Raw genomic sequence first — 26,154 nt, 5'->3', positions numbered from 1 at the left:
GGGCGTCCAGGAGGGCGGCGTCGCGATTCCGCGAGCCGCGACGCGACGGCGTGCTAACCGGCAAGCGTCGTCCGGCTGGGCGGGAACGGAGCAGGGCATGAGAAAATCGGGTTTCGGCGGCGCCTCGTGGCGCGTCCTGGCTTTGGCGGGCGCGATGGCCGGCCTGTCCCTGTCGCCCGCGCTGGCGCTCGCTCCCGCTGCCCCCGTCTCCGACGTCGCGCGTCCCGCCGCCGCGCCGGGCCTGCTGCCGGTGAAGACCGACGCGGCCAAGGGCGTCGTGCTGGTCTCCCTGCCGGCGCCGGACGCGGACGGCGTCTCGGGTCGGTTCCTCTATCAGCCCAGCCTCAGCGGCGGGCTCGGCGCGACGCCGGTGGGCCTGGATCGCGCGGCGACCGGCGACACCCAGGTGCTGGTGTTCCGCCGCGTGGGCAAGCGGGTGCTGGCCGAGTTCGAGAACTTCGGATTCCGCGCCGTCGACGGCAGCGCCGAGGAGCGGCGGACGGTCCGCGACAGCTTCCCGGGCTCGGTGGTGTGGTCGGGCGAGGTGGCCGAGGAAAGCGGCGGCGGCGGCTTCACCGTCGACATCGCCGGCTTTCTGCTGCGCGACGCCTTCAACATTCCCGGCGCGATGAAGGACGCCAAGCAGGGCGGCTTCAAGCCCGCCCCGACCCTCAGCTATGTCGATCTGGCCCATGTCGGCGTCTTCCCCGACAATTTGGAGTTCGACACCCGCCAGACCTTCACCGCCGACGACGCGGGCGGCGAGGTCGCGGGCATTGTTCCCGACGCCCGCTCGGTGACCTTCGGCGTCCATCACAGCTTCATCCGCCTGCCGGCCCCGGGCTTTACGCCGCGCGTTTTCGATCCGCGCACCGGCACCTCGGCCCAGGTGCTGTTCGCCGACTACGCCGCCCCGCTCGACAAGCCGACCGTGCAGCGGCTGGTGCGGCGCTTCCGGCTGGAGAAGACCGATCCGACGGCCGCCCGGTCGCCGGTCAAGAAGCCGATCGTGTTCTACATCGACCGCGGCGCGCCCGAACCGGTGCGCAGCGCCCTGGTCGAGGGCGGCCGCTGGTGGAACCAGGCGTTCGAGGCGGCCGGCTATGTCGACGCCTTCCGCGTCGAGCCGCTGCCCGAGGGCGTCGATCCGATGGACGCCCGCTACAACGTGGTCAACTGGATCCACCGCCAGACGCGCGGCTGGTCGACCGGAACCACGGTGGTCGACCCGCGCACCGGCGAGATCGTGCGCGGCGTCGTCCAGCTGGGCTCGCTGCGCATCCGCCAGGACCGGATGATCTTCGAGGGCCTGCTGGGCGCCGACAAGACGGGGACGGGCGGGGCGGACGACCCGATCCAGATCGCTCTGTCGCGCATCCGCCAGCTGTCGGCCCACGAGATCGGCCACGCCATCGGCCTGTCGCACAATTTCGCCGGCAGCGTATACGGCCGCGCCTCGGTGATGGACTACCCCGCGCCGCTGGTGAAGGTGGACGGCGATCGTCTGGACCTCTCCGAGGCCTATGCGAAGGGCGTCGGGGCCTGGGACGTCTTCGCCATCGACTGGCTCTACTCCGAGGGGCCGCCCGGAAGCGACGAGACCAAGCGCCTGGACGCCCTGGCGCGCGACGCCCAGGCCAAGGGCTATCGCTACGTCTCCGACGCCGACGCCCGTGGGGCGTCGGCCGCCCAGCCCTACGGTTCGCTGTGGGACAACGGGGCCGACCCGGTCGTCGAGCTGGACAACGTTCTGGCCGTGCGCCGCATCGCCCTGTCGCGCTTCGGGCTGAACAGCGTGCCGGCCGGCGCGCCCGCCGCCGACCTGCGCCGCGCGCTCGTGCCGATCTATCTCTTCCATCGCTATCAGGTGGACGCGGCGGTGAAGTTCGTCGGCGGCGTCGACTACGGCTATGCGGTGGTCGGCGACGGCAGGGAAGCCGCGCCCGCCACCCCGGCCGCCGATCAGCGCCGGGCGCTGGCGGGGCTGGTGCGCACCCTAGATCCGGCCGTGCTCGACCTGCCGGACCCGCTGATCTCGCTGCTGTCGCAAGGTCAGTCGGGCTCGCGCGACAAGGCCTACGACATCGAGATCTTCCCGACCTCGGGGGCGGCGGTGTTCGATCTGCCGACGGCGGCCGAGACCGCCGCCGACCACACCCTGTCGCAACTGCTCAACCCGGCGCGCCTGAACCGCCTGGTCGAGCAGAACCGGCGCGATCCGGGCCAGCTGGACGTCGCCGAGACGGTCGAGGCGCTGCTGGCGGCGGTGTCGCCCGGCGGTCCCCAGGCCGGCGGACGCACGGGCGAGCTGCGCCGCCGGGTGCGGGCGCGGCTGGTCGGCGATCTCGTGACCGTGCTCGACGACAAGGCCCTGTCGCCCACCGCCGCCGCCCAGATCGACGCGGCCCTGCTGGGCTACGCCAAGCGCCTGGGCGCCTGGAAAGGCGAGGGGGCCGAAGCCGCCCAGGCGGCGCGGATCTCGCGGCTGCTGACCTCGGGCGACCGCAAGGCCCTGGCGGCCCCGCGCGCCGGCGCGGTCGAAACCCTGCCGCCCGGCATGCCGATCGGCGCCGACGACTGCTGGTTTTGCGAAGCTGGTTCGTCATGAGGTGTGAGCGTCCCCTCGGGGGCGCGGACCCGAACGAGGAACGCCCGTCCATGACCTTCGCCCGCATCCTGCTCGGAGGGCTCGCCGCCGCCGCGCTCTCGACGTCCCTGGCGGCCGCCCAGACCAAGCCGCTGGCCGTCGTGAACGCCGAGATCTTCGACGCCACGGGCGCCGCGCCCTATCACGGGACGCTGGTGGTCAAGGACGGCCGCATCGTCGCCGTAGGGGCGGGGGTCAAGGCGCCCAAGGGCGCGACCGTCATCGACGCCAAGGGCGCGGCCCTGCTGCCGGGCTTCTTCGACGTCCACACCCACTGGACCCCGAACGGCGTTCCCAGCCTCGTGCCGAAGATCGCCGACGCCTATGTCGCCGCCGGGGTGACGACGGTGAACGACTTCCACCAGCAGCCGGAATCCTTCGCGCCCCGCCGCCAGTGGCTGGGGACGCTGACCGCGCCGCACGTCAACTTCGTCGCCCGCATCAGCACGCCCGGCGGCCACGGCGCCGACTGGGCCGACCAGGCCACCACCCGCTGGGTCGACACCCCCGAGAGCGCCAAGGCGGCGGTGGACGCCATCGCCCCCTACAAGCCCGACGCCATCAAGGCCTTCACCGACGGCTGGCGCTATGGCTCCGCGCCCGACAACACCAGCATGGACGCCTGGACCCTGAAGGCCCTGACCGACGAGGCCCACAAGTATGGCCTGAAGGTCCTGACCCACACCGTCACGGTCGAGCGCGGCATGGTGGCGGCCAAGAGCGGCGTCGACGTCATCGCCCACAGCCTGCAGGACGAGCCGGTCGATGCGGCCACGGTGGCGGCGATCAAGGCCTCGGGCATGGCCTACGCCCCGACCCTGGCGGTCTACGAGCCGGTCAAGCCGGGCGCCAAGCCGCCGGCCGATCCCGACAGCCCGCGCGCCCGCCAGGCCCGCGCCAAGTTCGGCTACGCGCTGTCCAACGCCAAGACCCTGTTCGACGCTGGCGTGCCGCTGGCCCTGGGCACCGACGCCGGCATGACCGGCACGCCGCACGGTTCGTCCAGCCAGCGCGAGCTGGAACTGCTGGTCCAGGCCGGCCTGACCCCGGCCCAGGCCCTGACCGTCGGCACGGCCGGCAGCGCCAAGGCCATGAACCTGATCGCCGACCGCGGCACGCTGGAGGCCGGCAAGCGCGCTGATTTCGTGCTGCTCGGCGGCAAGCCGTGGGACACGATCACCGACGTCTACAAGGTCGAGCGGGTGTTCATCGACGGCCAGGCCGCCTTCGGCCCCGGCGCGGCGCGCTCGCCCGCCAACGACCGCATGACGCCGGCGGCCGTGAAGGCGACCGCCCTGATCGACGACTTCGAGCGCGCCGACGGCCGCACCAGCCTCGACACCCTGCGCCTGGACGACTTCGACGGCGGCCGCGACCGCAGCCTCGAGGTCTCGCAGGTCATCGACCGCGAAGGCGGCGGCAAGGTGCTGAGCGTCGGCGCCCGCATGGCGACCAAGGACGACGCCTCGGCCGGCGTGCTGCTGCCGCTCACCCGCGGTTCGGTGACGCCGGTGGACGCCAGCGCCTTCAAGGGCCTGTCGCTGTCGCTGCGCGGCGACGGCGGAACCTATGTGGTGGGCTTCAACACCGCCGGCGGCCGCTGGCAGGCCAAGGTCAAGGCCGGTCCGCAATGGACCAAGGTGACGCTGCCGTTCTCGGCCTTCACGCCGGCTTCGAGCAAGGCCGAGAAGAAGGCCTGGACCGGAACCGACCTCTTCGAAGTGGGCGTCGAGGGCGAACGTCCGGCCGGCGCCAAGCTGTGGTTCGAGCTGGACGATGTGACCTTCTACTGAGGTCCGTTTGCCGGGTCCGTCTTCCAGGTCCGTCCGAGGTCCGTCAGGCGGATTTCGGGGGCGTGGCGGTTTGACGCGGCGAGCGCTTGTCTCCCCAATGGAACAAGCGTTCGGCGGGCGACGGGGATGACGAATCCCCGTCATTACCGCGATTTAAGTGGTCTTGCGGCGGTCCGCGGCTCAAACCGTAACCAGCAAGGTCGCTTATTGGACCGCACGGAGACCGCCGATGGCCCGAATGGGCAACATGCTCGCCGCCGCCCTGGTCATGGGTCTGACGACCCTGGCCGGACAGGCCCAGGCCAAGGCCTCGATCGAGGACAAGGACGTGGCGCGCCTGGTGTCGCTCGGTGGCATGTGCGTGAGCTGCGATCTGGCCGGCCGCAAGATGACCGGCGCCAAGTTCACCGGCGCCAACTTCGCCAAGGCCAACCTGATCGGCGCGGATCTGCGCGGCGCGGTGTTCTTCGGCTCCAACTTCCAGTCCGCCGACCTGTCGCGCGCCGACCTGCGCGGGGCCGAGATGCGCGGCGCCAATTTCCAGAACGCCAACTTCTCCGGGGCCCGCCTGTCGGGCGTGGAGTCGAGCGCCGCCAACTTCCAGAACGCCAACCTGGCCCGCGCCGACCTGACCTCGGCCGAGCTGCACGGCGCCAATCTGGAGGCCGCCAGCCTGATCGACGCGCGCCTGGCCAATTCCGAGATGCACGGCAGCAACCTGACCTCGGTCAACGCCCGCGGCGCCGACTTCTCCAACGCCGAGATCAACGGCTCCAACCTCACCGGCGGCCGGTTCGACCGCGCCCAGTTCCGCAACGCCTCGCTGACGGCCTCCAACCTGCGGGGCGGCAGCTTCACGGGCGCGGACTTCAAGGGCGCGGACTTCTCGGGCGTGCGCCTGTTCGGCGTCGATCTCAGCGGGGCCAAGGGCCTGACGCAGGACCAGCTCGACGAGGCCTGCGGCGACACCGCCACGCGCCTGCCGCCGGGGCTGTCGATCAAGGCCTGCGGCCGCAGCAGCCGTTCGCGGATCTCGATCATCCAGGGCATGCCTGCTCCGCCGGCCCCGCCCGCGCCTCCGGCCCCGCCCGTTTCGCCCAGGCGCTGACCGCCAGGCGGTTCCGCTAACATCATCCGGAACGCGGTTCTCACGGCCGCGTTTGCTAAGATGGTGAACGCTGCGTTGGCTAGGGACCTCGCGGCGATTGCGCAACAGCAGAGGTTGTGAGATCAAGACGCACGGCGCGGGGGGACACCATGCCACAGCATGACCTGAGGGAGGGGCAATCCATGCCCCTGCCCAGCTATTTGAGCTATTTGATGTATCAGACCGAGCAGCATCGGCGCGCCTTGGCGGCCGACCATGTTGCGAGTCACGGTCTGTCGTTTCCGAAATGGGTGGCGATGCTGTCGCTGGCCCGGTTCGGCGAGTGTTCGATGACGCGGCTGGCCAAGCTTTCGGCGGCGGACCGCACCACGCTAACCCGGTCGATCGACGGCCTGATCCGCGACGGCTTGGTCGAACGCGGCGGCGCCCCGAACGACCGCCGCAAGGTGGTGGTGCGCCTGACCGAGACGGGGGCGGCGCTGTTGGAGCAGATCCGCAGCGAGCTCGCGCCCCTGCACCAGGAAGCCTGTTCGGAACTGAGCGCCGACGAGCAGTCGGCCCTGGCCTTCTATCTGAAGAAGATGCTGGGCGGCCTGATCCCGGAACCCGACTGGAAAGACGAGATCCTCTCGTTCGGCCCGCCGATTCCGACGATGGCCTGATCTCTGCCGATCACGCCTGGAGCGCAATCTCCGATTAAGTGATTGCGCTCCATGGTGGAGCTCTCCGGCCGCTAGAGGCCGCTAAGGGGAGGTCCATCACATGAACGTCGAACAGGTCGCCGAGCACATTCAGGATTACGCGCAAGGCCCCACGGGCATCGCCGTGCAGTCCGGCGGCGTGACCTATCAGATGATGGGTTGGGATGCGATGATCCAGCACGGGGGGCAGGGGTCGGCCGATATCGTGCTGGCCAATCTTTTCGGAACCATCGTCGATGGCCAACTCACCCTGTTGACCCAGGGCGAGGCGGTGTTCGTTGTCGAACAGCAGGTCAACGGTGCTCGCCTGGCCGTGGGCGTTGTCGATCCCAACTAGACGGGCCCAACTAGACGGGGTGTCGCGCGGTCAGTCGTCGTGCCTGACCTTGCCGCGCATGGACTTCACGCCTGACCGCTTCGTCTTGGTCTCCAGGCGCTTGAGCTTACTGGAATAGGTCGGCTTGGTCGGGCGGCGGGGCTCGGGTTTCTCGGTGGCGCGGCGGATCAGGTCGACCAGGCGCTCGCGGGCGTCCTGGCGGTTCAGTTCCTGCGAGCGGTGGCCCTGGGCGAACAGCACCAGCACGCCCTCCTGGGTCATGCGGCTGCCGCCCAGCGCCGTCAGCCGGGCCTTGATCTCGTCGGTCAGGGTCGGGGAGTTGGCGACGTCGAAGCGCAGCTCGATCGCCGTCGAGGTCTTGTTGACGTGCTGGCCGCCGGGGCCCGAGGCGCGGGCGGCCTTTTCGACCAGTTCGTCCTCGTCGATGCGCAGCCAGGAGGTGATCTCGATCATCGCGGGACCACGCGGCGGGCCTTCACGACCGCTTGGTCGAGGGCCTGGAGGAACTTGCTGCGGTCCTGCGGGCCGAAGGCTTTGGGGCCGCTGGTGACCTCGCCCATCGAGCGCAGGTGCTCGCCGATCGAACGCGAGGCCAGGGCCGAGCCGATCATGTCGCTCGTGAACACCCGGCCGTTGGGCGCGATGGCCGCGCCGCCGGCCTTCAGCACGCGGTCGGCCAGGGGGATGTCGTTGGTCACCACCACGTCGCCTGGCCCTGCGCGCTCGGCGATCCAGTCGTCGGCGACGTCGGGGCCGGCGTCGACCACGATCTGCTCGATGGCGGGGGTGGCGGGAACGCGGATCCAGCTGTTGGAGACGACATAGGTCTTCAGGCCGTTGCGGGCCGCGACCTTGTAGGTCTCGTCCTTCACGGGGCAGGCGTCGGCGTCGATGTAGATCGTCGTCATGGCCGCCCTATAGCACAGGCAAAGCGCGCCAGGGCTAGGTGTGAGCGGCTAGCCCGCCAGGCGCGCGGCAAGTGTTTGAGCTCGGCTGTCAGACCAGGGCCAGCAGGGCCGGAATCACTTCGTCCTTCAGCAGCGGCGCCAGGGGCAGGCCGGCGGGCGGGGCGGCGGGGTCGATCCAGGCCAGCTCCTCGATCTCGGCCCTGGCGGCGATGTCGCCTTCGACGACGGCCAGATAGGTCGCCGACTGCACCGTGAAGCCCGCCTCGTTGGCGGCAGGAGCAGAGAAGCGACCCAGCAGGTTGGCCGAGACCAGCCGGCAGCCCAGTTCCTCGTCGAGTTCCCGGGCCAGGGCCGTCAGGTCGTCCTCGCCGGGATCGCGCTTGCCGCCCGGCTTCATGAAGATCGCCGTGCCGCGCTTGCGCACCAGCAGCATGGCGCCGGCGTCGTCGCGGATCACGGCGGTGACGATGTCGAGGACCTTGGTCATGGCCCCCAGCATAGCCGCTTCGGAGATTCGGCGCGTCAGGGTTGAGCGGCCGCCAGCACGTGCTCGGCCAGCAGCTTTTCGCTGATCGCATGCGGCTGGCGGACGTCGAAATTGACCGTGGTGACCACCGCCACCAGGTCGAGATCGGGCACGATGGCGACCTTGTTGCCGCCCGAGCCGTTCATCACCCAGGCCTTGTGGCCCGCAAAGGTCTGCAGCCAGATCAGGTAGCCGTAGTCGGTGTCCGGCCGGGCGTTGGCGTGCGGCGCGGTGGCGGCGGCGACGAACGAGGCCGGCAGCACCTGCTTGCCGTCCCACTTGCCGCCGTTGAGATAGAGCTGGCCCAGCTTCAGCAGGTCGCGGCTGCGCAGGCCAAGCCCGCCGCCGCCCTGGGCCAGGCCCAGGGGCGAGATCTGCCAGCGCTCGCCCTCGATCCCCAGCGGCCCGAACAGCGCCTCGCGGGCGAAGGCGGGCAGGGGCTTGCCGACCGCGCCCTGCACCACGGCCCCCAGGGTGGTCACGCCGGCCGTGCAGTAGGAGAACGCCCGGCCGTAGGGCGAGGCCTCGGGCTTGGGCGCCCACTCGGGAAAGCCGCGCACCGGCAGGTCGAGATAGAAGCCGACCCAGTCCTCGATCAGATACATCCGCTCCTCGTTGCCGCGCGAGAACTGGTTCTCGTCGTCGCATTCGGCGATGGAGCTCATGGTCATCAGGTCCTCGACCGTGACCTTGTCCTTGCGCGGATCGGGATTGGCGGCCGGCGGGCGGCCCTTCAGGTAGGGCTTGATCGGCGCATCCACGTTCGGAATGGCGCCGCGGGCGATGGCGGCCCCGGCCAGCATGGCGGTGACGGTCTTGGTGGCCGAGCGGGTGTTGCGGCGGGCTTCCGGGCCCTCGTCATCGTAATAGGCCTCGAACACCAGCTTGCCATGGCGGGCGATCAACACGCTGGTGATCTTCTGGAACTGGCCGGCCTTGATGGCCGCCGACATGGCCTCCAGCTTTTCGGCCGACATCCCCTCGGCGGCCGGCGCGGCGCTCGCCCAGTCCGGGGCGGCGTGAGCATACGAAAGCGGGGCCAGCGCCAGGGCGGCGGCGAACAGAAAGCGTTTCACGACAAAGCGACTCCGACTTGCACGCCCAAGCTTTAGGCGAGCGTCGGGGTCTCGTCTTGGACGCATGAAACATCCGACCGGCGCCCGCACAGCCGCGCGAACTCGCCGGGCGTCACGCCATAGGCCAGGCGGAACTGGCGATTGAGGTGGCTCTGGTCGCAGAACCCCGCGCTGAGGGCGATCTCGCCGATGGAGACGCGGCCCTGCATCAAAAGGTCGGCCGCCCGTTCCAGCCGTCGCGTGCGCAGCCGCTCGCCCGGCGCGGCGCCCAGCCAGCGGCGATAGCCGCGCGCCAGGTGGACGGGATGCACCCCGGCGACGCGGGCCAGGTCGGCCACGCCGATCGGCTGGTCGAAGGCGTCGGCCAGGAAGGTCTCGGCCAGGGCCAGCCAGGGCGGGGGATGGTCGCTGTCGCGCGCAGGGGCCAGGGCCTCGGCCGCCAGTTCCAGGCTCAGGGCCTCCAGCGACAGCGCCTCGGCGTCGGCCGACAGCAGCGAGCGGGTCAGGCGCAGGGCGGCGCTGCGGGCGACCGGACCGGTCAGCCGCAGGGCGTCGATCGCCGCCCGGCCGTCGGCCAGTCCCCGCCAGTCGCCCGCCCCGAAGCTGACGGCCAGGAAGTAACCGCCCTTGTCGACGAAGCGGTCGCGATGGACGACGCCCGGCGGATTGTAGACCAGCACCGGACCCTCGGTGGCGGGGCCCCAGGCCGTGGTCTCGTAGCGGCCGTGGGTGGCCAGCACGAAGTGGGCGTCGTCGTGGCTGTGCTCGTGCACGTGCTCGGCGCTGGTGGTGGCCGCCAGGTGCGCGAGCCGCACGCCCGGCAGCTGACGCTCGACCGTCGGCGCGCCATAGAACCGTCCCGGTGCGAAGGCGGTCCTCGGAGCGGTCATATCAGCCCAGCTTCTGCGCCGCCCAGGGGGCGAAGTAGGTGATGATGCCGGCCGCGCCGGCCCGCTTGAAGGCGGCCAGGCTTTCGAGGATGGCGCGCTCCTCGTCGATCCAGCCGTTGGCCCCGGCGGCCTTGATCATCGCGTACTCGCCCGACACCTGGAAGGCGTAGGTTGGCATGCGGAACTCGTCGACGAGGCGGCGCAGGATGTCGAGATAGGGCAGGCCCGGCTTGACCATGACCATGTCGGCGCCCTCGGCGATGTCGAGCGCGACCTCGCGGATGGCCTCTTCCGTGTTGGACGGATCCATCTGGTAGGTCTTCTTGTCGCCCTGACCAGCCGAGAGCTTGGCCGAGCCGATGGCGTCGCGATAGGGGCCGTAGAACGCCGAGGCGTACTTGGCGGCGTACGACATGATCAGGGTATCGTGGTGGCCATGGCCTTCCAGCGCGCCCCGCAGGCGGCCAATGCGGCCGTCCATCATGTCCGAAGGGGCCAGGATGTCGGCGCCGGCGGCGGCCTGCATCAGGCCCTGCTCAATCAGGCGCTCGATGGTGGTGTCGTTGAGGATCTTGCCGCCCTCGACCACGCCGTCGTGGCCGTGGTCGGTGAAGGGATCCAGGGCTACGTCGCACATGATGCCGACCTCGGGGGCGGCGTCCTTCATGGCCTTGACCGCGCGCGGGATCACCCCGTCCGGATCGGCGGCGATCGAGCCCGTGGCGTCCTTCCGCGACGGATCGATGTGCGGGAAGATGGCGATGGCGGGGATGCCCAGGTCGCGGGCGCGGACGGCGGCCTTGGCGGCCTCCTTGACGCTCAGTCGATCGACGCCGGGCATCGAGGCGACGGGCACGGTTCCTTCGCCCTCGTGCACCACCATCGACCAGATCAGGTCGGACGGCCTGACCTCGGTCTCGCGCACGAGACGACGGGTCCAGTCGGCCTGACGCAGGCGGCGCAGGCGCGAGGCGGGGTAGGGGGCGAGAGGAGGAACGGTCATGCGAAGGGTTTCGCGCGCGTTGTCCCGGGAGGCAAGGCCGGAAGGCCCTTAAGGAGCCTTGCGCGGCGAATGCGTACTACTCGGTCTTGGTCGTGACGCTGGCCTGCTGGACGCCGTCGACGCGGGTCCAGACCTGCGACTTGCAGAACAGGCCGCCCAGGACGCAGCCCTTGGCGCGCATGGTGCGGGCGTCGATGAACTCGGCCGTGCCGTTCAGCGTCACCTTCAGCGTCGGAACAAAGACGCGGCCCCGCATGTTGCCGTTGCCGGTGGGCGCGAAGTCGCGCAGCACCTGCTGGCCGACCAGGGTGTCGTAGCCGCTCTTCTTGGCGTCCGCCTCGGCCTTGCGGCTGGCGTAGACGACCCAGCCGCACATGCTCTTGCCGCAGTCGGTGATGTGCAGGCGGATGTTGTCCTTGGGATTGCGCCAGACGCCCAGATTCTCGGCGTGAGCCGGCGCGGACACAAACGTGAACAGGGCCGCGACCGCGGCCAAAGCGGTAATGAACTTTTGCATGGAACCGAGACGACGCCTCCGACAGCGACGATCTGATACCGAGAGGGTTCCGGATCAAGGGAGGTGCGACGTTTCGCACCCGATTTCGCTGCGGCGCCGCATTCATATTCGCCAACTGAGATATGATTGACACACTCCGCCGGGCGAGGCACGTCAGCGGCCAAGACGATGAGGGCGGATGTGCCCCGCATGGGAGGAAACGGCGCATGGATTTCGCGCTGAACGACGATCAACGCGCCATCCAGGAGATGGCCTCCAGCTTCGCCGCGGAACGCCTTGCCCCGCATTCGGCGCAGTGGGACGAGCGCAAGCACTTCCCGGTCGACGTGCTGCGCGAGGCCGCCGCGCTGGGCTTCGCCGGCATCTACGTGCAGGACGACCTCGGCGGCAGCGGCCTTTCGCGCCTCGACGCCTCGATCATCTTCGAGGCCCTCAGCTACGGCGACGTGCCGACGGCGGCGTACCTGACCATCCACAACATGGCTTCGTGGATGATCGACCGCTTCGGCTCCGAAGAGCTGCGCCAGCGTTACCTGCCGCGCCTGACCACCATGGAGCTGATCGCCAGCTACTGCCTGACCGAGCCGGGCTCGGGCTCCGATGCGGCCGGCATGCGCACCACGGCCCGCCTGGACGGCGACCACTATGTGCTGAACGGCGGCAAGGCCTTCATCTCGGGCGGCGGGGTGTCGGACGTCTATGTCGTCATGGCCCGCACCGGCGGCGAAGGTCCCAAGGGCGTCTCGGCCTTCGTGGTCGAGAAGGGAACGCCGGGCCTGTCGTTCGGGGCCAACGAGCGCAAGATGGGCTGGAACGCCCAGCCCACGGCCCAGGTCAATTTCGACGACTGCCGTGTGCCCGTCGCCAACCGCATCGGCGGGGAGGGCGAGGGCTTCCGCTTCGCCATGATGGGCCTCGACGGCGGGCGGCTGAACATCGCCTCCTGCTCGCTGGGCGGCGCCCAGTTCGCCCTCGACACGGCCAAAACCTATCTGGAGACCCGCAACCAGTTCGGCCGCCCGCTGAAGGATTTCCAGGCCCTGCAGTTCAAGCTGGCCGACATGGCCACTGAGCTGGAGGCCGCCCGCCTGATGGTGCGCCGCGCCGCCCACGCGCTCGACAACAAGGACCCGCAGGCCACCAAGCTGTGCGCCATGGCCAAGCGCTTCGCCACTGACGCCGGCTTCCAGGTCGCCAACGACGCCCTGCAGTTGCACGGCGGCTACGGCTACCTGCAGGACTATCCGCTGGAGCGCATCGTCCGCGACCTGCGGGTGCACCAGATCCTCGAAGGCACCAACGAGATCATGCGGGTGATCATCGCCCGCGAGATGTTCCGGCAGTGAGGATGCGATAGGCTCCGGCGATTAACCGACCAGGAAGACCTGAAGCGCGATGTCCAATGATGAAGCGCCTGCCGATCCTCTCATGATCGACGAGGTGGACGGCCCGCCGCTGGAGGCGGGCGTCGCCTGCGAGCGGACCTACCAGATTATGGTCGACGGCCCGCCGCTGGAGGCGGGCGTCGCCTGCGAGCGGACCTACCAGATTATGGTCGACGGCGCGCCGCAGCCGCTGCTCTGCCGGTGGTTCACGCCGCAGCCTTGGGGCTCCAGTTGGCTCTGCCATGCGACCATGACGACGGCGGATGGTGAGGTTCGTAAGCTGAGGGCGGGCGGCGTCGACTCGGCGCAGGCGCTGACGCTGGCCTTGCAACTGGTCGCGGCCGAGCTTCTGGACGGCGACATCCCGACCTACTGGTTCGAAGAGGACGACGACCTGGGTTTGCCCTACATGGACCTGTTCGCCGAAGACGTCGCGGCGCGTAAAGCCAGGTTCGAAGCCAAGTGATCTATCTCTGCCGCCACGGCCAGACGCAGTTCAACCGAGAAGGCCGCTTCCAGGGCCAGACCGAGTCCGACCTGACCGCGCTCGGCCGCGCCCAGGCGCGGGCCATGGGGGACCTGCTGGCCGACCTGGTCGCGCGCGAGCCGTCCGACGCCTGGCGGATCGTCGCCAGCCCGCTGCGCAGGGCGCGCCATACGGCCGAGGCGATCGCCGAGCGCACGGGCCTTTCGCTGAGCTTCGACGATCGCCTGCTGGAGATCAGCGTCGGCGACTGGTCGGGCCGGCTGCGCGAGGACATTCGCCGCGATAACCCGGAGCTGTTCGCCAGCTATGAATGGGCTTTCCGCGCGCCCGGCGGCGAGACCTTCGAGGACGTCACCGCCCGCGTCGCCGGCTGGCTGGCCGAGCAGGCTCCGGAAGGCCAGCGCCGGCTGATCGTCGTCAGCCACGGCGTCGCCGGCCGGTTGCTGCGCGGCGCCTATGCCGGCCTGTCGCGCGCCGACACCCTGGCCCAGGAGGTGCCGCAGGACGCGGTCTATCGCCTGATGGCCGGCCAGATCGACCGCTTCGACTGCGCGCCCGTCGAAGACCCCGAATTCGCCTGAGATCCCAGATGACCGACGCTCCCCCCAAGCTGGCCCCTGAAGTTCTGATCCGCGTCAAGAAGAACGTGGGCCGGATCACGCTGAACCGGCCCCAGGCGCTGCACGCCCTGACGCTGTCGATGTGCGAGACGATGATCCAGGCCCTGCTGGACTGGCAGGCCGATCCCGAGATCGACATGGTCATGATCGACCACGCCGGCGAGCGCGGCTTCTGCGCCGGCGGCGACATCCGCATGCTCGCAGAGAGCGGGGCGGGCGACGGGGTCGAGGCGCGCAAGTTCTTCCACACCGAGTACCGGCTGAACCACCTGCTGTTCCACTACGACCGCCCCGTGGTGGCGATCATGGACGGCGTGGTCATGGGCGGCGGCGTCGGGATCTCGATGCCGGCCCACTACCGCATAGCCACCGAGCGCACGACCTTCGCCATGCCCGAGACCGGCATCGGCCTGTTCCCCGACGTCGGCGGAGGCTGGTACCTGCCGCGCCTGCCGGGCAAGGCGGGGCTGTGGCTGGCGCTCACGGGAGCGCGGATCAAGGGCGCGGACTGCATGCGCTTGGGGATCGCCACCCACTTCGTCGAGTTCGGCGCGGTCGAGGGGCTGAAGAAGGCCGTCCTGGCCGACCACCGCCGCATCGACGAGACCCTGCGCATGTACCGCGCCGACGCCGGCAAGGCGCCGCTGGTCGGTTTCGAGCAGGATCTCAACCGCCTGTTCGTCGGCGACAGCGTCGAGCAGATCTTCGAGTTCCTCGAGGCCGACTCCAGCGACTGGGGCAAGGCCCAGCTGGCGGTGCTGAAGACCAAGTCGCCTCAGACCCTGAAGGTCGCCTTCGAGCAGCTGAAGCGCGGCGAGGCCATGACCGACTTCGCCGAGCACATGGCCATGGAGTACCGGATCGGCTCGCGCGTCGTGCGCCGCCACGACTTCATCGAGGGCGTGCGGGCGGTGATCGTCGACAAGGACAACGCCCCCCGCTGGGACCCGCCGACGGTCGAGGCGGTGGATGACGCCGATATCCAGGCGATCTTCGCCCCGCTGCCGGCCGACGAGGAGTGGACGCCCCTGGCCGACGCCTGACGGCGTTCGGCGTCGGGAGACGCCCCAACGGCATTGCCGGTGGCGGTTCGCGTCGCTAGCTTGCGCGCAACTAAGAAGACCCTCCGGAAGGAAGACCATGCGTAAGCCGCTTCTCAGCCTCGTCGCCGCGCTCGCCCTGACCGCCTGCGCCACGACCCCGATGGGACCGGTCGAGCCGCCGCCGCCGCCTCCGGCCGACGCTCCGGTCGCCATTCCGGCCAACATCATCGCCGCGGTCGAGAACCCGCTGCGCCCCGAGGCCGACAGCAAGCGCGACGCCGACCGCCTGCCGGCCCAGGTGCTGGCCTTCGCCGGCGTGCGCACCGGCGCCAAGGTGGCCGACCTGATCCCGGGCGGCGGCTACTTCACCCGCATCCTGTCGCGGGCCGTCGGTCCGCGCGGCCACGTCTACGCCTATGTGCCGGACGAGCTGACCAAGCTGGCCAAGCGCGAGCCGGCGGTGAACGCCATCGCCGCCGATCCGGCCTACAAGAACGTGTCGGTGATCCTCAACACCCTGCCCAACTTCAGCGCGCCCGAGAAGCTGGACCTGGTGTTCACCGCCCAGAACTATCACGACATGCATACCCCGCTGATGGGTCCGGCCGACCTGTCGGTCGTGAACCGCAAGATCTTCCAGGCCCTGAAGCCGGGCGGCGTCTACCTGGTGCTCGATCACTCGGCCCAGCCGGGCTCGGGCCTGCGCGACTCCGAGAAGCTGCACCGCATCGACCCCGAGACCGTCAAGGCCGAGGTCACCGCCGCCGGCTTCGTCTTCGAGGGCGAGAGCCGCGTGCTGCGCGACGCCGCCGACAAGCGCAACGTCTCGGTGTTCGACCCGTCGATCCGCGGCAAGACCGACCAGTTCATCTACAAGTTCCGCAAGCCGGCCGGGGCGCGTTAAGCGCTCCCGACGCCGGACTGCAACGACAAGGACCGCGCCCACGTAGGCGCGGTTCGCATTTAGGGAGCGTAGCGATGACCAGGATCGCCTTCATCGGCCTGGGCAACATGGGCGGCGGCATGGCCGCCAACCAGGCCAGGGCCGGCCACGCCGTGGCGGCGTTCGACCTGTCGGCCAAGGCGCTGGAGCGCGCGGTCGGCGCGGGCTGCGCGGCCGCCGAGTCGATCGCCGATGCGGTGAAGGACGCGGAGATCGTCATCACCATGCTGCCGGCGGGCCCCCACGTCCGCGCCGTTTACGGCGAGCAGGTGCTGGCCCATGCGCCGAAGTCGGCCCTGCTGATCGACTGCTCCACCATCGACGTCGACAGCGCCCGCGCGGTGGCCCAGCAGGCGAGGGCGGCCGGTTTCCGCTTCGCCGATGCGCCGGTGTCCGGCGGGATCATGGCCGCCGAGGCCGGGAGCCTGGCCTTCATGGTCGGCTGCGACGACGCCGACTTCGCCGCCGTCGAGGCCGCGCTGAAGCCGATGGCGCGGGCGGTGATCCACGCCGGCGGCCACGGGGCGGGGCAGGCGGCCAAGATCTGCAACAACATGCTGCTGGGCGTCTCGATGCTGGGGACCTGCGAGGCCTTCGCCCTGGCCGAGAAGCTCGGTTTGGCCGCCGACCGCTTCTTCGAGATCGCCAGCCAGTCGTCGGGCCAGTGCTGGTCGGTCTCGACCTATTGCCCGGTGCCGGGCGTTGGCCCCGCCACGCCGGCCGACCGCGGCTACGAGGGCGGATTCGCCACGGCGATGATGCTCAAGGACCTCAAGCTCGCCCAGGAAGCCGCCGCCCGGGCCGGGGCCAGCACGCCCATGGGCGCCCAGGCCGAGGCGCTCTACGCCCTGTTCGACGCCAACGGCTTCGGCGGCAAGGATTTCTCGGCCGTGCTGCAACTGTTGCGCGGACGTCTTGCGGAGCTTGCCTGAACAAGGCAGGGTTGAGTCCGCCGCTCATAGAACCAATCGATGCGACACCAAGCCTAATTCCAATTTGTAGGTAGAGGCCCTTAGGTGGACACTACGTCGGCGCGGTGCGAAAAGCCGGGCTAGAAGAACAAGGACCGCCGGGCCTCGGTCCGGGGGGAAGATACGAGCATGGACTACAAAGCCGCGTTCACCGCTGCTGTCTCCCAGATCCGCAACGAAGGCCGCTACCGGGTGTTCGCCGACCTGAAGCGCCATCGCGGCGCCTTCCCGCGCGCGACCTGGACTCGCGCCGACGGCGGCGAGAGCGAAGTCGTGGTCTGGTGCTCGAACGACTATCTCGGCCAGGGCCAGAACCCCGTCGTGCTGGACGCCATGCACCAGGCGATCGACGAGCACGGCTCGGGCTCGGGCGGCACCCGCAACATCTCGGGCACCAACCACCACCACGTGGAGCTGGAAGCCGAGCTGGCCGACCTGCACGGCAAGGAAGCCGCGCTGCTGTTCACCTCGGGCTACGTCTCCAACGAAGCCACCCTCAGCGTCCTGCAGAAGATCCTGCCGGGCCTGATCATCTTCTCCGACGCCCAGAACCACGCCTCGATGATCGCCGGCATCCGCAACGGCGGCGGCCCGCGTCACATCTTCCGTCACAACGACCTGGCCCATCTTGAAGAGCTGCTGGCGGCCGCCCCGGCTGACGCGCCCAAGCTGGTGGCCTTCGAGAGCGTCTATTCGATGGACGGCGACATCGCCGACATCGGCGCCACGGCCGCTCTGGCCAAGAAGTACGGCGCCATGACCTATCTGGACGAGGTCCACGCGGTCGGCATGTATGGCCCGCGCGGCGGCGGCGTCGCCGAGCGCGACGGGGTGATGGACCAGATCGACATCATCGAAGGCACGCTGGGCAAGGCCTTCGGCGTCATGGGCGGCTACATCACCGGCGACGCCGAGGTGATCGACGCCGTGCGCCTGATGGCCTCGGGCTTCATCTTCACCACCTCGCTGCCGCCGGCCCTGACCGCCGGCGCCCTGGCCAGCGTCAAGTGGCTGAAGCAGCACCCCGAAGTGCGCGACGCTCACCAGGAGCGCGCCCGCACCCTGAAGAAGATGTTCCAGGACGCCGGCCTGCCGGTCATGGAAAACGACAGCCACATCGTTCCGGTGCTGGTCGGCGATCCGGTCCACACCAAGCTGATCAGCGACATGCTGCTGGCCGATCACGGCGTCTATGTGCAGCCGATCAACTATCCGACCGTGCCGCGCGGCACCGAGCGCCTGCGCTTCACGCCCACGCCGTTCCACACCGACGACATGATGCGCAAGCTGGTCGGGGCGATGGAAAAGCTGTGGGCCCACTGCAACGTCGCCCGCATGGGCGGCCACGCGGCCTAAAACCCCGCCTTGGGTTTCGATCTCGGTTACCTGCGCGAGCTGGCCGAGGATGCGTCCGAGCATCCCGGCTGGTTAGGGCTGTCCGACTACTTCCGCTTTCGCCACCAGGGTCAGCGCCGCGAGGCGCTGGAGGCTCTCGACGTCTTCATGGCCGGCGCCGTGACCTGGCCGCTGGCGCAGCGCGTGACCCTGGTCGTCTGGATCGGCGAGAAGCGCATGGCCTATCGCGGCCAGCCCGAGGCCGTGCTGCCGGTTCCGCTGTTTCGCCTGCTCGTCCGTCCGACCCTGGAGGAATGGGCGAGCGCCAAGTCCGCCGATCCCTGGCCGTTGGTCTGGCTGGCCCGGCTGTCGAGCGGCGGCTCGACCTGGCACGCGCCGCCTCAGCCCTTCCTGCGCGAGGCGCTGGAGCGCGATCCGCTGTTCGCGCCCGCGCGGCTGGACCTCGTCGCCGCCGTCCTGGCCGACATCGCCTTCCATCAGCACGAACTGCCCGACGCCTATCTGGGCGACGCGCGGGCGGACCTCGCGGCCCTCGGCGAGGCGCGTGGCCTGCTGGCCGGGCTCGACGACGACGCCGTTGCGGATCTCGCGCCCCGCATCGCCTGGGCGCGATCGGAAGCGCTGGCCTGGCTGGAGCGGGAAGCGGCGGTCTAGCCTCTCCGCGTGTCGGTTTCCCGCCACGAGGCGGCTGCAAGAGCGTCCGGCTTGAAGCTTGATGCGGCGTCCTGCGCTAGAAGAGAGTCGCACCGTGAAGACCATCGTGATCACCGGCAGCAGCCGCGGCATCGGCTACGGCCTGGCGGAAGCCTTCCTCGAGCGGGGCTGCCAGGTGGTGATTTCGGGCCGCAACCCGTCCGTCCTGGCCGAGGCCCTGGCCAAGCTGGAAGCCACAGGCGGCGCCGTCGCCGCCCAGGCCTGCGACGTCAGCAAGGTCGCCGACCTGGAAGCGCTGTGGAACACGGCCGTCGAGCGGTTCGGCGCGGTGGACATCTGGATCAACAACGCCGGCTCAGTGTCGCCGCGCGTGCGCCTCGACCAGGTGGAAGAGGCCGACATCGACGCCATCGTCGCCACCAACCTGCTGGGCGTGATCAAGGCCACCAAGCTGGCCATGACCCGCATGCTGGTCCAGCCCGGCGGCGGGGCGATCTACAATTTCGAGGGCTTCGGCAGCGACGGCATGACCGCCTCGGGCCTGACGCTGTATGGCGCCACCAAGCGGGCGGTGTCCTATTTCACCAAGTCGATGGGCAAGGAGCTGGACGGCACCAGCGTGCGCATCGGCACGATCAGCCCCGGCATCGTCGCCACCGACCTGCTGCAGGCCGAGATGAAGGACGCCACCGACGCCGATCGCGAGCGCTCGATCAAGCTCTACAACATCCTCGGCGACCGCGTCGAAACCGTCGCCCCCTACATCGCCGACGGCGTGCTGAAGGGCGAGGCCACGGCCGCGCCGGTGCGCTGGCTGACCATGCCCAAGGCCATGGGCCGGTTCATGACCGCCTCGTTCAAGAAGCGCGACATCTTCTCCGAAGCGTGAGGAAGGGGAGGGCGACTACGCCCTTCGGCGCACGCCCTTGCCCAGCCCGATCTGCTTGGCGAAGTCCGAGCGGCGGGCGGCGTAGGCCGGGGCGACCATGGGATAGTCCGAGGGCAGGCCCCATTTGCGGCGGTAGTCCTCGGGGCTCATGTCGTAGTGCGAGCGCAGGTAGCGCTTCAGCATCTTGAGCTTCTTCCCGTCTTCCAGGCAGACGATGTAGTCGTGCTGCACCGAGCGCGAGACCGGCACGGCGGGCTTGGCCTTCTCGGTCGGCCTGGCCGCGAGGGGCTCGCCGCCCAGGGTCTGAAGTGCGCCGTGCACGGTGCGGATCAGGTCGGGCACCGCGGTGTGGGAGACCTTGTTCTGTCCCACATAGGCCGCGACGATCCCGGCGCTCAGCGCCAGCAGGTCGGGCTCGTCCGTCAGTTCCGATCCCGTTTCGCCGTGTGAAACCGCCATACGCATCCCGCCCGTTCTGTTCGTTGCACTGAAAAACACCCGGCTTGGCGGCAACACCCGGCCGGGTTCGTGAGCAACGCATGGTTACTGCGACGGTTCCGTGATTGATCGCGGCGCGAAGGGAGTTAAAGAGAGCCCCGTCGACTCCCGCCCGCGGGAGCGCGTCGCCTAGAAAGCCCGCTGCCCGCACCCCCGCCTCTGCCCCAAGGAGCGCCCGATGACGACTTCCACCGACCTGACCAAGTTCTTCGGCGCCGATCTCGCGACCGCTGACCGCGACATCTTCGATCGCATTGGCCGGGAGTTGGGTCGTCAGCAGAACCAGATCGAGCTGATCGCCTCGGAAAACATCGTCTCGAAGGCGGTGCTCGAAGCCCAGGGCTCGATCCTGACCAACAAGTACGCCGAGGGCTATCCGGGCAAGCGCTACTACGGCGGCTGCGAATGGGTCGACGAGATCGAGACCATCGCCATCGAGCGCGCCAAGCAGCTGTTCGGCGCGGCCTTCGCCAACGTCCAGCCGCACTCGGGCTCGCAGGCTAACCAGTCAGTGTTCATGTCGCTGCTGCAGCCGGGCGACACCTTCATGGGCATGGACCTGGCCGCCGGCGGCCACCTGACTCACGGCTCGCCCGCCAACCAGTCGGGCAAGTGGTTCAAGCCGGTGTCCTACACCGTGCGCCAGCAGGACCAGCTGATCGACTATGACAACGTCGCCGAGGTCGCCCAGCGCGAGAAGCCCAAGCTGATCATCGCCGGCGGTTCGGCTTACAGCCGCGAGATCGACTTCGCGCGCTTCCGCGAGATCGCTGACTCGGTCGGCGCCTATCTGATGGTCGACATGGCCCACTTCGCGGGCCTGGTGGCCGGCGGCGTGTTCCCCAGCCCCGTCCCGCACGCCCACGTCGTCACCACCACCACCCACAAGACCCTGCGCGGCCCGCGCGGCGGCATGGTGCTGACCAACGACGAAGCCATCATCAAGAAGGTCAATTCGGCCGTGTTCCCCGGCCTGCAGGGCGGCCCGCTCGAGCACGTCATCGCCGCCAAGGCCGTGGCCTTCGGTGAAGCGCTGCAGCCTTCGTTCAAGGAATACGCCGCGCAGATCATCGCCAACGCCAAGGCCCTGGCCGAAGCGCTGGGCAAGTCGGGCGTCAACATCGTCTCGGGCGGCACCGACAGCCACCTGATGCTGGTCGACCTGCGTCCCAAGGGCGTGACCGGCCGCGACGCCGAGCACAGCCTCGAGCGCGCCCACATGACCTGCAACAAGAACGGCGTGCCGTTCGACACCGCGCCGTTCACGATCACCTCGGGCATCCGCCTGGGCACCCCGGCCGGCACGACCCGCGGCTTCAAGGAAGCCGAGTTCACCCGCGTGGGCGAGCTGATCGGCGAAGTGGTCAACGGTCTGGCGGCCAACGGCGCCGACGGCAACGCGGCCGTCGAAGCCAAGGTCCGCGAGGAAGTGCTGGCCTTGACGGCCCGCTTCCCGATCTACAACTAATGGGTTGAGGCCGCAGGGGAGGGCCCAAGATCATGCGCTGCCCATTCTGCGGCCACGCCGAAAGCCAGGTGAAGGACAGCCGCCCGTCGGAAGACGGCGCGGCCATCCGTCGCCGTCGCCTCTGCCCGGAGTGCGCCGGCCGCTTCACCACCTTCGAGCGCGTCCAGCTCCGTGAGCTGATCATCGTCAAGCGGTCGGGCCGTCGCTCGCCGTTCGACCGTGACAAGCTGATGCGTTCGATCTCGCTGGCCACCCGCAAGCGGCCGATCGAGGGCGAGCGGGTCGAGCGGATGGTCAACGGCATCGTCCGCCGGCTGGAAAGCCAGGGCGAGACCGAGCTGCCGTCGTCGGCCGTCGGCGAGATGGTGATGACCGCCCTCAAGGCGCTCGATGACGTGGCCTATGTGCGCTACGCCTCGGTCTACCGCGATTTTCGGGAGACCAGCGATTTCGCGAAGTTTTTGGGCGAAGAAGGCTTGAGCGACGTCGCCGAAGACGAGCTATAGGCGCATTCTACGATTCGATTTTTCGGGTCGGCGCGAGACGGCCCATCGAGGCCTCCCGTCCGCCCAGGAGTTCAGAGGCATATGGTGGAAGACAGGATTCGTCTGCTGATCGTCGAGGGGCGCCGTTATTCGGGCCTTTCCGACGCGCTGCTGGCCGGCGCGGTGCAGGCGGTCGAGGCCCAGGGCGCCGAATACGACGTCGTCACCGTGTCTGACGCCCTGCAGATCCCCGCCGCCATCGCCATCGCCGAGGAGGCCGGCAAGGGCCCGTCGGGCGTGCGCTACGACGGCTACATCGCCCTCGGCGCGGTCATCCGCGGCGAGACCTACCACTTCGAGATCATCAGCAACGAGACCGCCCGCGGCCTCCAGGACCTGGCCGTCGGAAAAAGGTTGGCCATTGGTTACGGCGTGTTGACGGTTGACGACGAGGATCAGGCTTGGAATCGCGCCCGCCTGTCGCAAGGCGACCGCGGGGGCCAAGCCGCTCGGGAATGCCTGGAGATCGTGGGATTGAAGCGTCAGCTGTCAGGACAAGCGCGATGAGCAAGCGCATCCAGCCTCGTTCCGTCTCGCGTCTGGCGGCCGTTCAGGCCCTCTATCAGATGGAAGTCTCCGGCGCCGGCGTCGACGCCGTCGTGCGCGAGTTCTCCGAGCACCGCTTCGACCGCGCCGTCGAGGACAGCGAAGGCGCCCAGCTGGCCCAGGCCGACGAGACCTTCTTCGCCGACCTGGTGAAGGGCGTGGTCTCCAAGCAGGCCGCCATCGACCCGGCCATCGTCCGCCGCCTGGCCTCGGGCTGGAAGCTGGAGCGTCTCGACGCCACCGCCCGCGCCGTGCTGCGCGCCGGCGCCTACGAGCTGATGAACCGCCCGGACGTTCCGACCGAGGTGGTGATCGACGAATATGTCGAGATCGCCAAGTCGTTCTTCGAAGGGCCGGAAGCCGGCTTCATCAACGGCGCCCTGGACGCCATCGCGCGTGACGCCCGAGTCTGACGACGACTGGTTCGACGATCCCGCCCCGGCGACGGCGGCGGAGGACGACGAGTCGTGGTTCGACGACGTCCCGCCGACGGCCGCGCCCGCCGGTCCGGACGAGTTCGAGCTGATCGAGAAATTCCTGCGGCCGCTGACCAACGGCGACCCCGTAGCGCTCGACCTGCTGGACGACGCGGCGGTGCTGCCGTCGCGTCCCGGCTACGACCTGGTGATCACCAAGGACGCCATGGTCGCCGGCGTGCACTTCCTGGCCGGTGAAGAGCTCGACATCGTCGCGCGTCGCCTGCTGCGCACCAATCTTTCCGACCTCGCCGCCAAGGGCGCCGAGCCCTACGGCTATTTCCTGGCCGTCGGCTGGCCCTCGGGCACGACGGTCGAGGATCGCGAGACCTTCGCCCGCGGTCTGGCCGAAGACGGCCAGGCCTTCGGGATCAACCTGCTGGGCGGCGACACCGTCACCACCTCCGGCGCGCTGGTCGTTTCGGCCACCCTGCTGGGCTGGGTCCCGCAAGGCGCGGCCGTCCTGCGCCGCGGCGCCCAGGCCGGCGACCGGCTCGTGGTCAGCGGCAGCATCGGCGACGGCTGGCTTGGCCTGCTGGCCCACTGGGGCGAGGTCGAGGATCCCGACGGCGGCCTCGTTCGCCGCTACCGCACGCCCGCGCCGCGCCTGGCCTTGCGCGAGGCCCTGCGCCAGTACGCCCACGCCGCCGCCGACGTCTCCGACGGTCTGCTGGCCGACGCCGGCCACATCGCCAAGGCCAGCGGCCTGCAGGTCAAGGTAGACCTCGACCGCCTGCCGCTGTCGACCGGCGCCCGCGCCTGGCTGGAAGCCCAGCCCGAGCGCGGCGAAGCCCGCATGTCCCTGGCCTCGGGCGGCGACGACTACGAGATCGTCTGCGCCATCCCCCCCGCCGACGTCGCCGCCTTCCAGGCCGCCGCCTTCGCCGCCGGCCTGCCGGTGCGCGACATTGGCGAGTTCGTGGAAGGCGAGGGGGTCGCGGCCCTGTTCAAGGGCAAGGACATCACCCCCCAGCGCCTGGGCTGGCTGCACGGCTAGGGCGGGTTCGGCGAGCGTTTTTCGCCAGAGCCTCGCCCGAACCTTCCCGCACCGAATACGCGCCCCTGCGGCGTCTCGCGCTCCCTGAATGAGGGAGTGAGTGATCGCTACGCAATCATATGTTGCGACTCTGCAATAGTCGGCGACAAACGGCCAAGCTTGGCGAAGCTTCGGTTTACGAGCCCGCGCGCACCCCCTATCGCCGACATCGCCCAACTCGGGCGTGTATCCTCTGGGGGATTTCTCTTCATGCGTTTGTTCATCACCACGGCCGTGGCCGCCTTCGCCCTGGCCGGCGTCGCTTCGGCGCAAGAGACCAAGCCCGCCGCCAAGGCTCCGGCCAACGACCGCGGCCAGTACATCTCGATCGCCGGCGGCGTCATCGGCAGCACCGATTTCGACTACAATTACGCGGGCCCGACGGTGGCTTCCGAGGCCGACGCCGGCGCTCAGGGCGTCGTCGCCTGGGGCGCGTCGCTGGGTCCGAACTGGCGCGCTGAACTGGCCGGGGGCTATCGCAGCCAGAAGCTGGAAACCACCTATAGCGGTGGGACGCTGAATCTGACCTGGGACGGCGGCAAGGCCCAGGTCGTCAGCGTGGACATCAACGCCTATTACGACTTTCCCGTGAAGGGCAAGGTGAAGCCCTATCTGGGCGCCGGCATCGGCGTGGCTTCGGTGAAGATCGACGACGGCATCCTGGACGATCGGGGCGACGCCCTGACCCTGCAAGCCATCGCCGGCGCCAGCGTCGAGGTGTCGCCGAAGGTCTCGCTGTTCGCCGAAGGCCGCTACCAGCGGGTCGGCCCGGTCAAGGTCGAGATCACCAGCGGCTCCAGCAAGACCGAGTCTGAGTTCGACCTGTCGAGCTTCGGCGGCCTGGTCGGCGTGCGCTTCAGCTTTTAGGCGCGGGATCGATCCTGAACGTTGAGGGCGCGCCGGATCCCCGGCGCGCCCTTTGTCTTGTCTGGGCTTGGCCCAGGCAAGGCTCGGTAGCGAAACCTCAAGCCTTGTCGGTTAATGGCGTTGACCATGACCCGTCCTGCCATTTCCCGTCGCGCCGTCCTGGCGTTCGCCGCGCCGTTCGTGCTGTGCGCCGCGCCCGCCTTCGCCTCCGGCAAGAAGAAGGAAAAGGAAGGCGGGGAGGGCGAGAAGGAGAAGGCCGATCCGGTGATCAAGCTGGGCTCCATGGCCCTGCCGATCGTCGATGGCGGACGGCTGATCAACTACGTCTTCGTCGAACTGTCCCTGACCCTGCCGCCCGGCGGCGACGTCACGGCCTTCGCCGGCGTCGAGCCCAAGCTGCGCGACGCCCTGGTCCGCGCGGCCCACAAGCAGCCGTTCAACAAGCCGGGCAGCTACGTCCTGCTCGACGAGGGCAAGCTCAAGAGCACCGTGATGCGCGAGGCCGCCGTGCTGGTTGGCAAAGGCAAGATCGCCAGCGTCACCATCGGCAAGCAGACCCCGCGCAACTTCGTGCCGCCGCCCAAGCCGCCCGCCAAGCCGGGAGCGCCGGGGGCGGCCAAGCCCGCCCCGCAGGTCGATTCGGCTCCCATCATCCCCTGACGCCTTCGCGAACGCCGTTCTCGCAAGCGGTTGCGCGCTTTGCGGGTGGATGGCAGTGTTTCCCCTTGGCGCCGATGTCGGGGCCAGTTCAGGGAGCATCGAGGGGGAATGAGGCCATAAGGCCCGCCCGCCGCTCCCGGTCCGGGGCGGTCGTATTCGCCTCGCGCCGGGAACCGCGACCCCTCGTGAATTGAAACACGAAGG

At 69.5% G+C, this 26,154-nt stretch carries 29 protein-coding genes; 21 read left to right on the top strand and 8 right to left on the bottom strand.

Going from position 1 to position 26,154, the window contains the following annotated elements; all coding sequences use genetic code 11:
- Positions 1-97: 97 nt before the first annotated feature.
- The 5 genes from AC1RRS_RS07840 (at position 98) to AC1RRS_RS07820 (ending at position 6,586) form a co-directional block, all read left to right on the top strand.
- The gene (locus tag AC1RRS_RS07840) at positions 98-2,608 is read left to right on the top strand and encodes a zinc-dependent metalloprotease (protein WP_492854643.1); all 2,511 of its coding nucleotides are present in this window, start codon (positions 98-100) and stop codon (positions 2,606-2,608) included.
- Between the two features lie 50 nt (positions 2,609-2,658).
- Positions 2,659-4,440 carry a CIA30 family protein gene (locus AC1RRS_RS07835; RefSeq protein ID WP_492854642.1) on the top strand — a complete coding sequence of 594 codons (1,782 nt, stop codon included), beginning with the start codon at positions 2,659-2,661 and terminating at the stop codon, positions 4,438-4,440.
- A gap of 229 nt (positions 4,441-4,669) precedes the next feature.
- Positions 4,670-5,548 carry a pentapeptide repeat-containing protein gene (locus tag AC1RRS_RS07830; RefSeq protein ID WP_492854641.1) on the top strand — a complete coding sequence of 293 codons (879 nt, stop codon included), beginning with the start codon at positions 4,670-4,672 and terminating at the stop codon, positions 5,546-5,548.
- Positions 5,549-5,730: 182 nt separating this feature from the next.
- Positions 5,731-6,210 (top strand): MarR family winged helix-turn-helix transcriptional regulator, encoded by a 480-nt coding sequence (locus AC1RRS_RS07825; RefSeq protein WP_487291149.1) that lies wholly within the window; start codon positions 5,731-5,733, stop codon positions 6,208-6,210.
- A 100-nt stretch (positions 6,211-6,310) separates the two neighbouring features.
- Positions 6,311-6,586 carry a hypothetical protein gene (locus tag AC1RRS_RS07820; RefSeq protein ID WP_492854640.1) on the top strand — a complete coding sequence of 92 codons (276 nt, stop codon included), beginning with the start codon at positions 6,311-6,313 and terminating at the stop codon, positions 6,584-6,586.
- 30 nt (positions 6,587-6,616) lie between these two features.
- Here AC1RRS_RS07820 and arfB read toward each other — a convergent pair whose 3' ends face one another.
- From arfB to AC1RRS_RS07785, 7 genes are all read right to left on the bottom strand, one after another.
- Positions 6,617-7,039, bottom strand: a complete 423-nt coding sequence (arfB, locus tag AC1RRS_RS07815; protein ID WP_492854639.1) for an alternative ribosome rescue aminoacyl-tRNA hydrolase ArfB — start codon at positions 7,037-7,039, stop codon at positions 6,617-6,619.
- A complete protein-coding gene (locus AC1RRS_RS07810) occupies positions 7,036-7,494 on the bottom strand; it encodes a YaiI/YqxD family protein (protein WP_492854638.1) in 459 nt (152 codons plus the stop codon). Before AC1RRS_RS07810 ends, arfB begins: the two co-directional genes overlap by 4 nt.
- A gap of 88 nt (positions 7,495-7,582) precedes the next feature.
- Positions 7,583-7,981, bottom strand: coding sequence for an NUDIX hydrolase (locus tag AC1RRS_RS07805; protein ID WP_492854637.1), 399 nt, complete (start codon positions 7,979-7,981; stop codon positions 7,583-7,585).
- Between the two features lie 35 nt (positions 7,982-8,016).
- Entirely contained in the window at positions 8,017-9,096 is a 1,080-nt protein-coding gene (locus AC1RRS_RS07800; protein WP_492854636.1) for a serine hydrolase domain-containing protein, read from the bottom strand.
- Positions 9,097-9,128: 32 nt separating this feature from the next.
- Entirely contained in the window at positions 9,129-9,986 is an 858-nt protein-coding gene (locus AC1RRS_RS07795; protein WP_492854635.1) for a helix-turn-helix transcriptional regulator, read from the bottom strand.
- 1 nt (position 9,987) lies between these two features.
- Positions 9,988-10,989, bottom strand: coding sequence for a porphobilinogen synthase (hemB, locus tag AC1RRS_RS07790; RefSeq protein ID WP_492854634.1), 1,002 nt, complete (start codon positions 10,987-10,989; stop codon positions 9,988-9,990).
- Between the two features lie 76 nt (positions 10,990-11,065).
- Positions 11,066-11,506 carry a DUF2147 domain-containing protein gene (locus AC1RRS_RS07785; RefSeq protein ID WP_487291138.1) on the bottom strand — a complete coding sequence of 147 codons (441 nt, stop codon included), beginning with the start codon at positions 11,504-11,506 and terminating at the stop codon, positions 11,066-11,068.
- Between the two features lie 206 nt (positions 11,507-11,712).
- Between AC1RRS_RS07785 and AC1RRS_RS07780 the strand changes: the two genes are divergently transcribed.
- The 9 genes from AC1RRS_RS07780 to AC1RRS_RS07740 all read left to right on the top strand — a co-directional run bounded on the left by AC1RRS_RS07780 (position 11,713) and on the right by AC1RRS_RS07740 (position 19,854).
- The gene (locus AC1RRS_RS07780) at positions 11,713-12,852 is read left to right on the top strand and encodes an isobutyryl-CoA dehydrogenase (protein ID WP_492854633.1); all 1,140 of its coding nucleotides are present in this window, start codon (positions 11,713-11,715) and stop codon (positions 12,850-12,852) included.
- 49 nt (positions 12,853-12,901) lie between these two features.
- The gene (locus tag AC1RRS_RS07775) at positions 12,902-13,357 is read left to right on the top strand and encodes a DUF6968 family protein (protein ID WP_492854632.1); all 456 of its coding nucleotides are present in this window, start codon (positions 12,902-12,904) and stop codon (positions 13,355-13,357) included.
- A complete protein-coding gene (locus tag AC1RRS_RS07770) occupies positions 13,354-13,959 on the top strand; it encodes a histidine phosphatase family protein (protein WP_492854631.1) in 606 nt (201 codons plus the stop codon). The genes AC1RRS_RS07775 and AC1RRS_RS07770 overlap by 4 nt, the downstream gene beginning before the upstream one ends.
- A gap of 8 nt (positions 13,960-13,967) precedes the next feature.
- The gene (locus tag AC1RRS_RS07765) at positions 13,968-15,041 is read left to right on the top strand and encodes an enoyl-CoA hydratase/isomerase family protein (protein ID WP_492854630.1); all 1,074 of its coding nucleotides are present in this window, start codon (positions 13,968-13,970) and stop codon (positions 15,039-15,041) included.
- A gap of 97 nt (positions 15,042-15,138) precedes the next feature.
- Complete coding sequence (locus AC1RRS_RS07760) at positions 15,139-15,945, top strand: class I SAM-dependent methyltransferase (RefSeq protein ID WP_492854629.1); 807 nt, start codon at positions 15,139-15,141, stop codon at positions 15,943-15,945.
- 17 nt (positions 15,946-15,962) lie between these two features.
- Positions 15,963-16,916, top strand: coding sequence for a 3-hydroxyisobutyrate dehydrogenase (gene mmsB, locus AC1RRS_RS07755; protein ID WP_492854935.1), 954 nt, complete (start codon positions 15,963-15,965; stop codon positions 16,914-16,916).
- Between the two features lie 168 nt (positions 16,917-17,084).
- A complete protein-coding gene (gene hemA, locus AC1RRS_RS07750) occupies positions 17,085-18,311 on the top strand; it encodes a 5-aminolevulinate synthase (protein ID WP_492854627.1) in 1,227 nt (408 codons plus the stop codon).
- 9 nt (positions 18,312-18,320) lie between these two features.
- Positions 18,321-18,965, top strand: coding sequence for a hypothetical protein (locus AC1RRS_RS07745; protein ID WP_492854626.1), 645 nt, complete (start codon positions 18,321-18,323; stop codon positions 18,963-18,965).
- A 94-nt stretch (positions 18,966-19,059) separates the two neighbouring features.
- The gene (locus AC1RRS_RS07740; RefSeq protein WP_492854625.1) at positions 19,060-19,854 is read left to right on the top strand and encodes an SDR family NAD(P)-dependent oxidoreductase; all 795 of its coding nucleotides are present in this window, start codon (positions 19,060-19,062) and stop codon (positions 19,852-19,854) included.
- 15 nt (positions 19,855-19,869) lie between these two features.
- Here AC1RRS_RS07740 and AC1RRS_RS07735 read toward each other — a convergent pair whose 3' ends face one another.
- On the bottom strand, positions 19,870-20,313 hold the full coding sequence (locus tag AC1RRS_RS07735; RefSeq protein ID WP_492854624.1) for a Ros/MucR family transcriptional regulator: 444 nt from the start codon (positions 20,311-20,313) through the stop codon (positions 19,870-19,872).
- 217 nt (positions 20,314-20,530) lie between these two features.
- On the opposite strand from AC1RRS_RS07735, the gene glyA reads away from it, so the two are divergent.
- The 7 genes from glyA (at position 20,531) to AC1RRS_RS07700 (ending at position 25,950) form a co-directional block, all read left to right on the top strand.
- On the top strand, positions 20,531-21,820 hold the full coding sequence (gene glyA, locus AC1RRS_RS07730) for a serine hydroxymethyltransferase (protein ID WP_492854623.1): 1,290 nt from the start codon (positions 20,531-20,533) through the stop codon (positions 21,818-21,820).
- Between the two features lie 32 nt (positions 21,821-21,852).
- Positions 21,853-22,326 carry a transcriptional regulator NrdR gene (gene nrdR / locus AC1RRS_RS07725; protein WP_110118234.1) on the top strand — a complete coding sequence of 158 codons (474 nt, stop codon included), beginning with the start codon at positions 21,853-21,855 and terminating at the stop codon, positions 22,324-22,326.
- Between the two features lie 81 nt (positions 22,327-22,407).
- Positions 22,408-22,872 carry a 6,7-dimethyl-8-ribityllumazine synthase gene (locus AC1RRS_RS07720; RefSeq protein ID WP_487291118.1) on the top strand — a complete coding sequence of 155 codons (465 nt, stop codon included), beginning with the start codon at positions 22,408-22,410 and terminating at the stop codon, positions 22,870-22,872.
- Positions 22,869-23,324 (top strand): transcription antitermination factor NusB, encoded by a 456-nt coding sequence (nusB, locus tag AC1RRS_RS07715; protein ID WP_110118236.1) that lies wholly within the window; start codon positions 22,869-22,871, stop codon positions 23,322-23,324. Before AC1RRS_RS07720 ends, nusB begins: the two co-directional genes overlap by 4 nt.
- Positions 23,233-24,384, top strand: coding sequence for a thiamine-phosphate kinase (gene thiL, locus AC1RRS_RS07710; RefSeq protein ID WP_487291117.1), 1,152 nt, complete (start codon positions 23,233-23,235; stop codon positions 24,382-24,384). Before nusB ends, thiL begins: the two co-directional genes overlap by 92 nt.
- Positions 24,385-24,633: 249 nt before the next feature.
- Entirely contained in the window at positions 24,634-25,290 is a 657-nt protein-coding gene (locus tag AC1RRS_RS07705; protein ID WP_492854621.1) for an outer membrane protein, read from the top strand.
- A gap of 126 nt (positions 25,291-25,416) precedes the next feature.
- Complete coding sequence (locus AC1RRS_RS07700) at positions 25,417-25,950, top strand: hypothetical protein (RefSeq protein ID WP_487291115.1); 534 nt, start codon at positions 25,417-25,419, stop codon at positions 25,948-25,950.
- Positions 25,951-26,154 lie beyond the last annotated feature (204 nt).

The sequence above is a fragment of the Caulobacter sp. GW821-FHT12A07 genome, assembly GCF_058807655.1.
The sequence above is the reverse complement of the archived record's forward strand: the minus strand, read 5'-3'. Positions and strand labels throughout refer to the sequence as shown.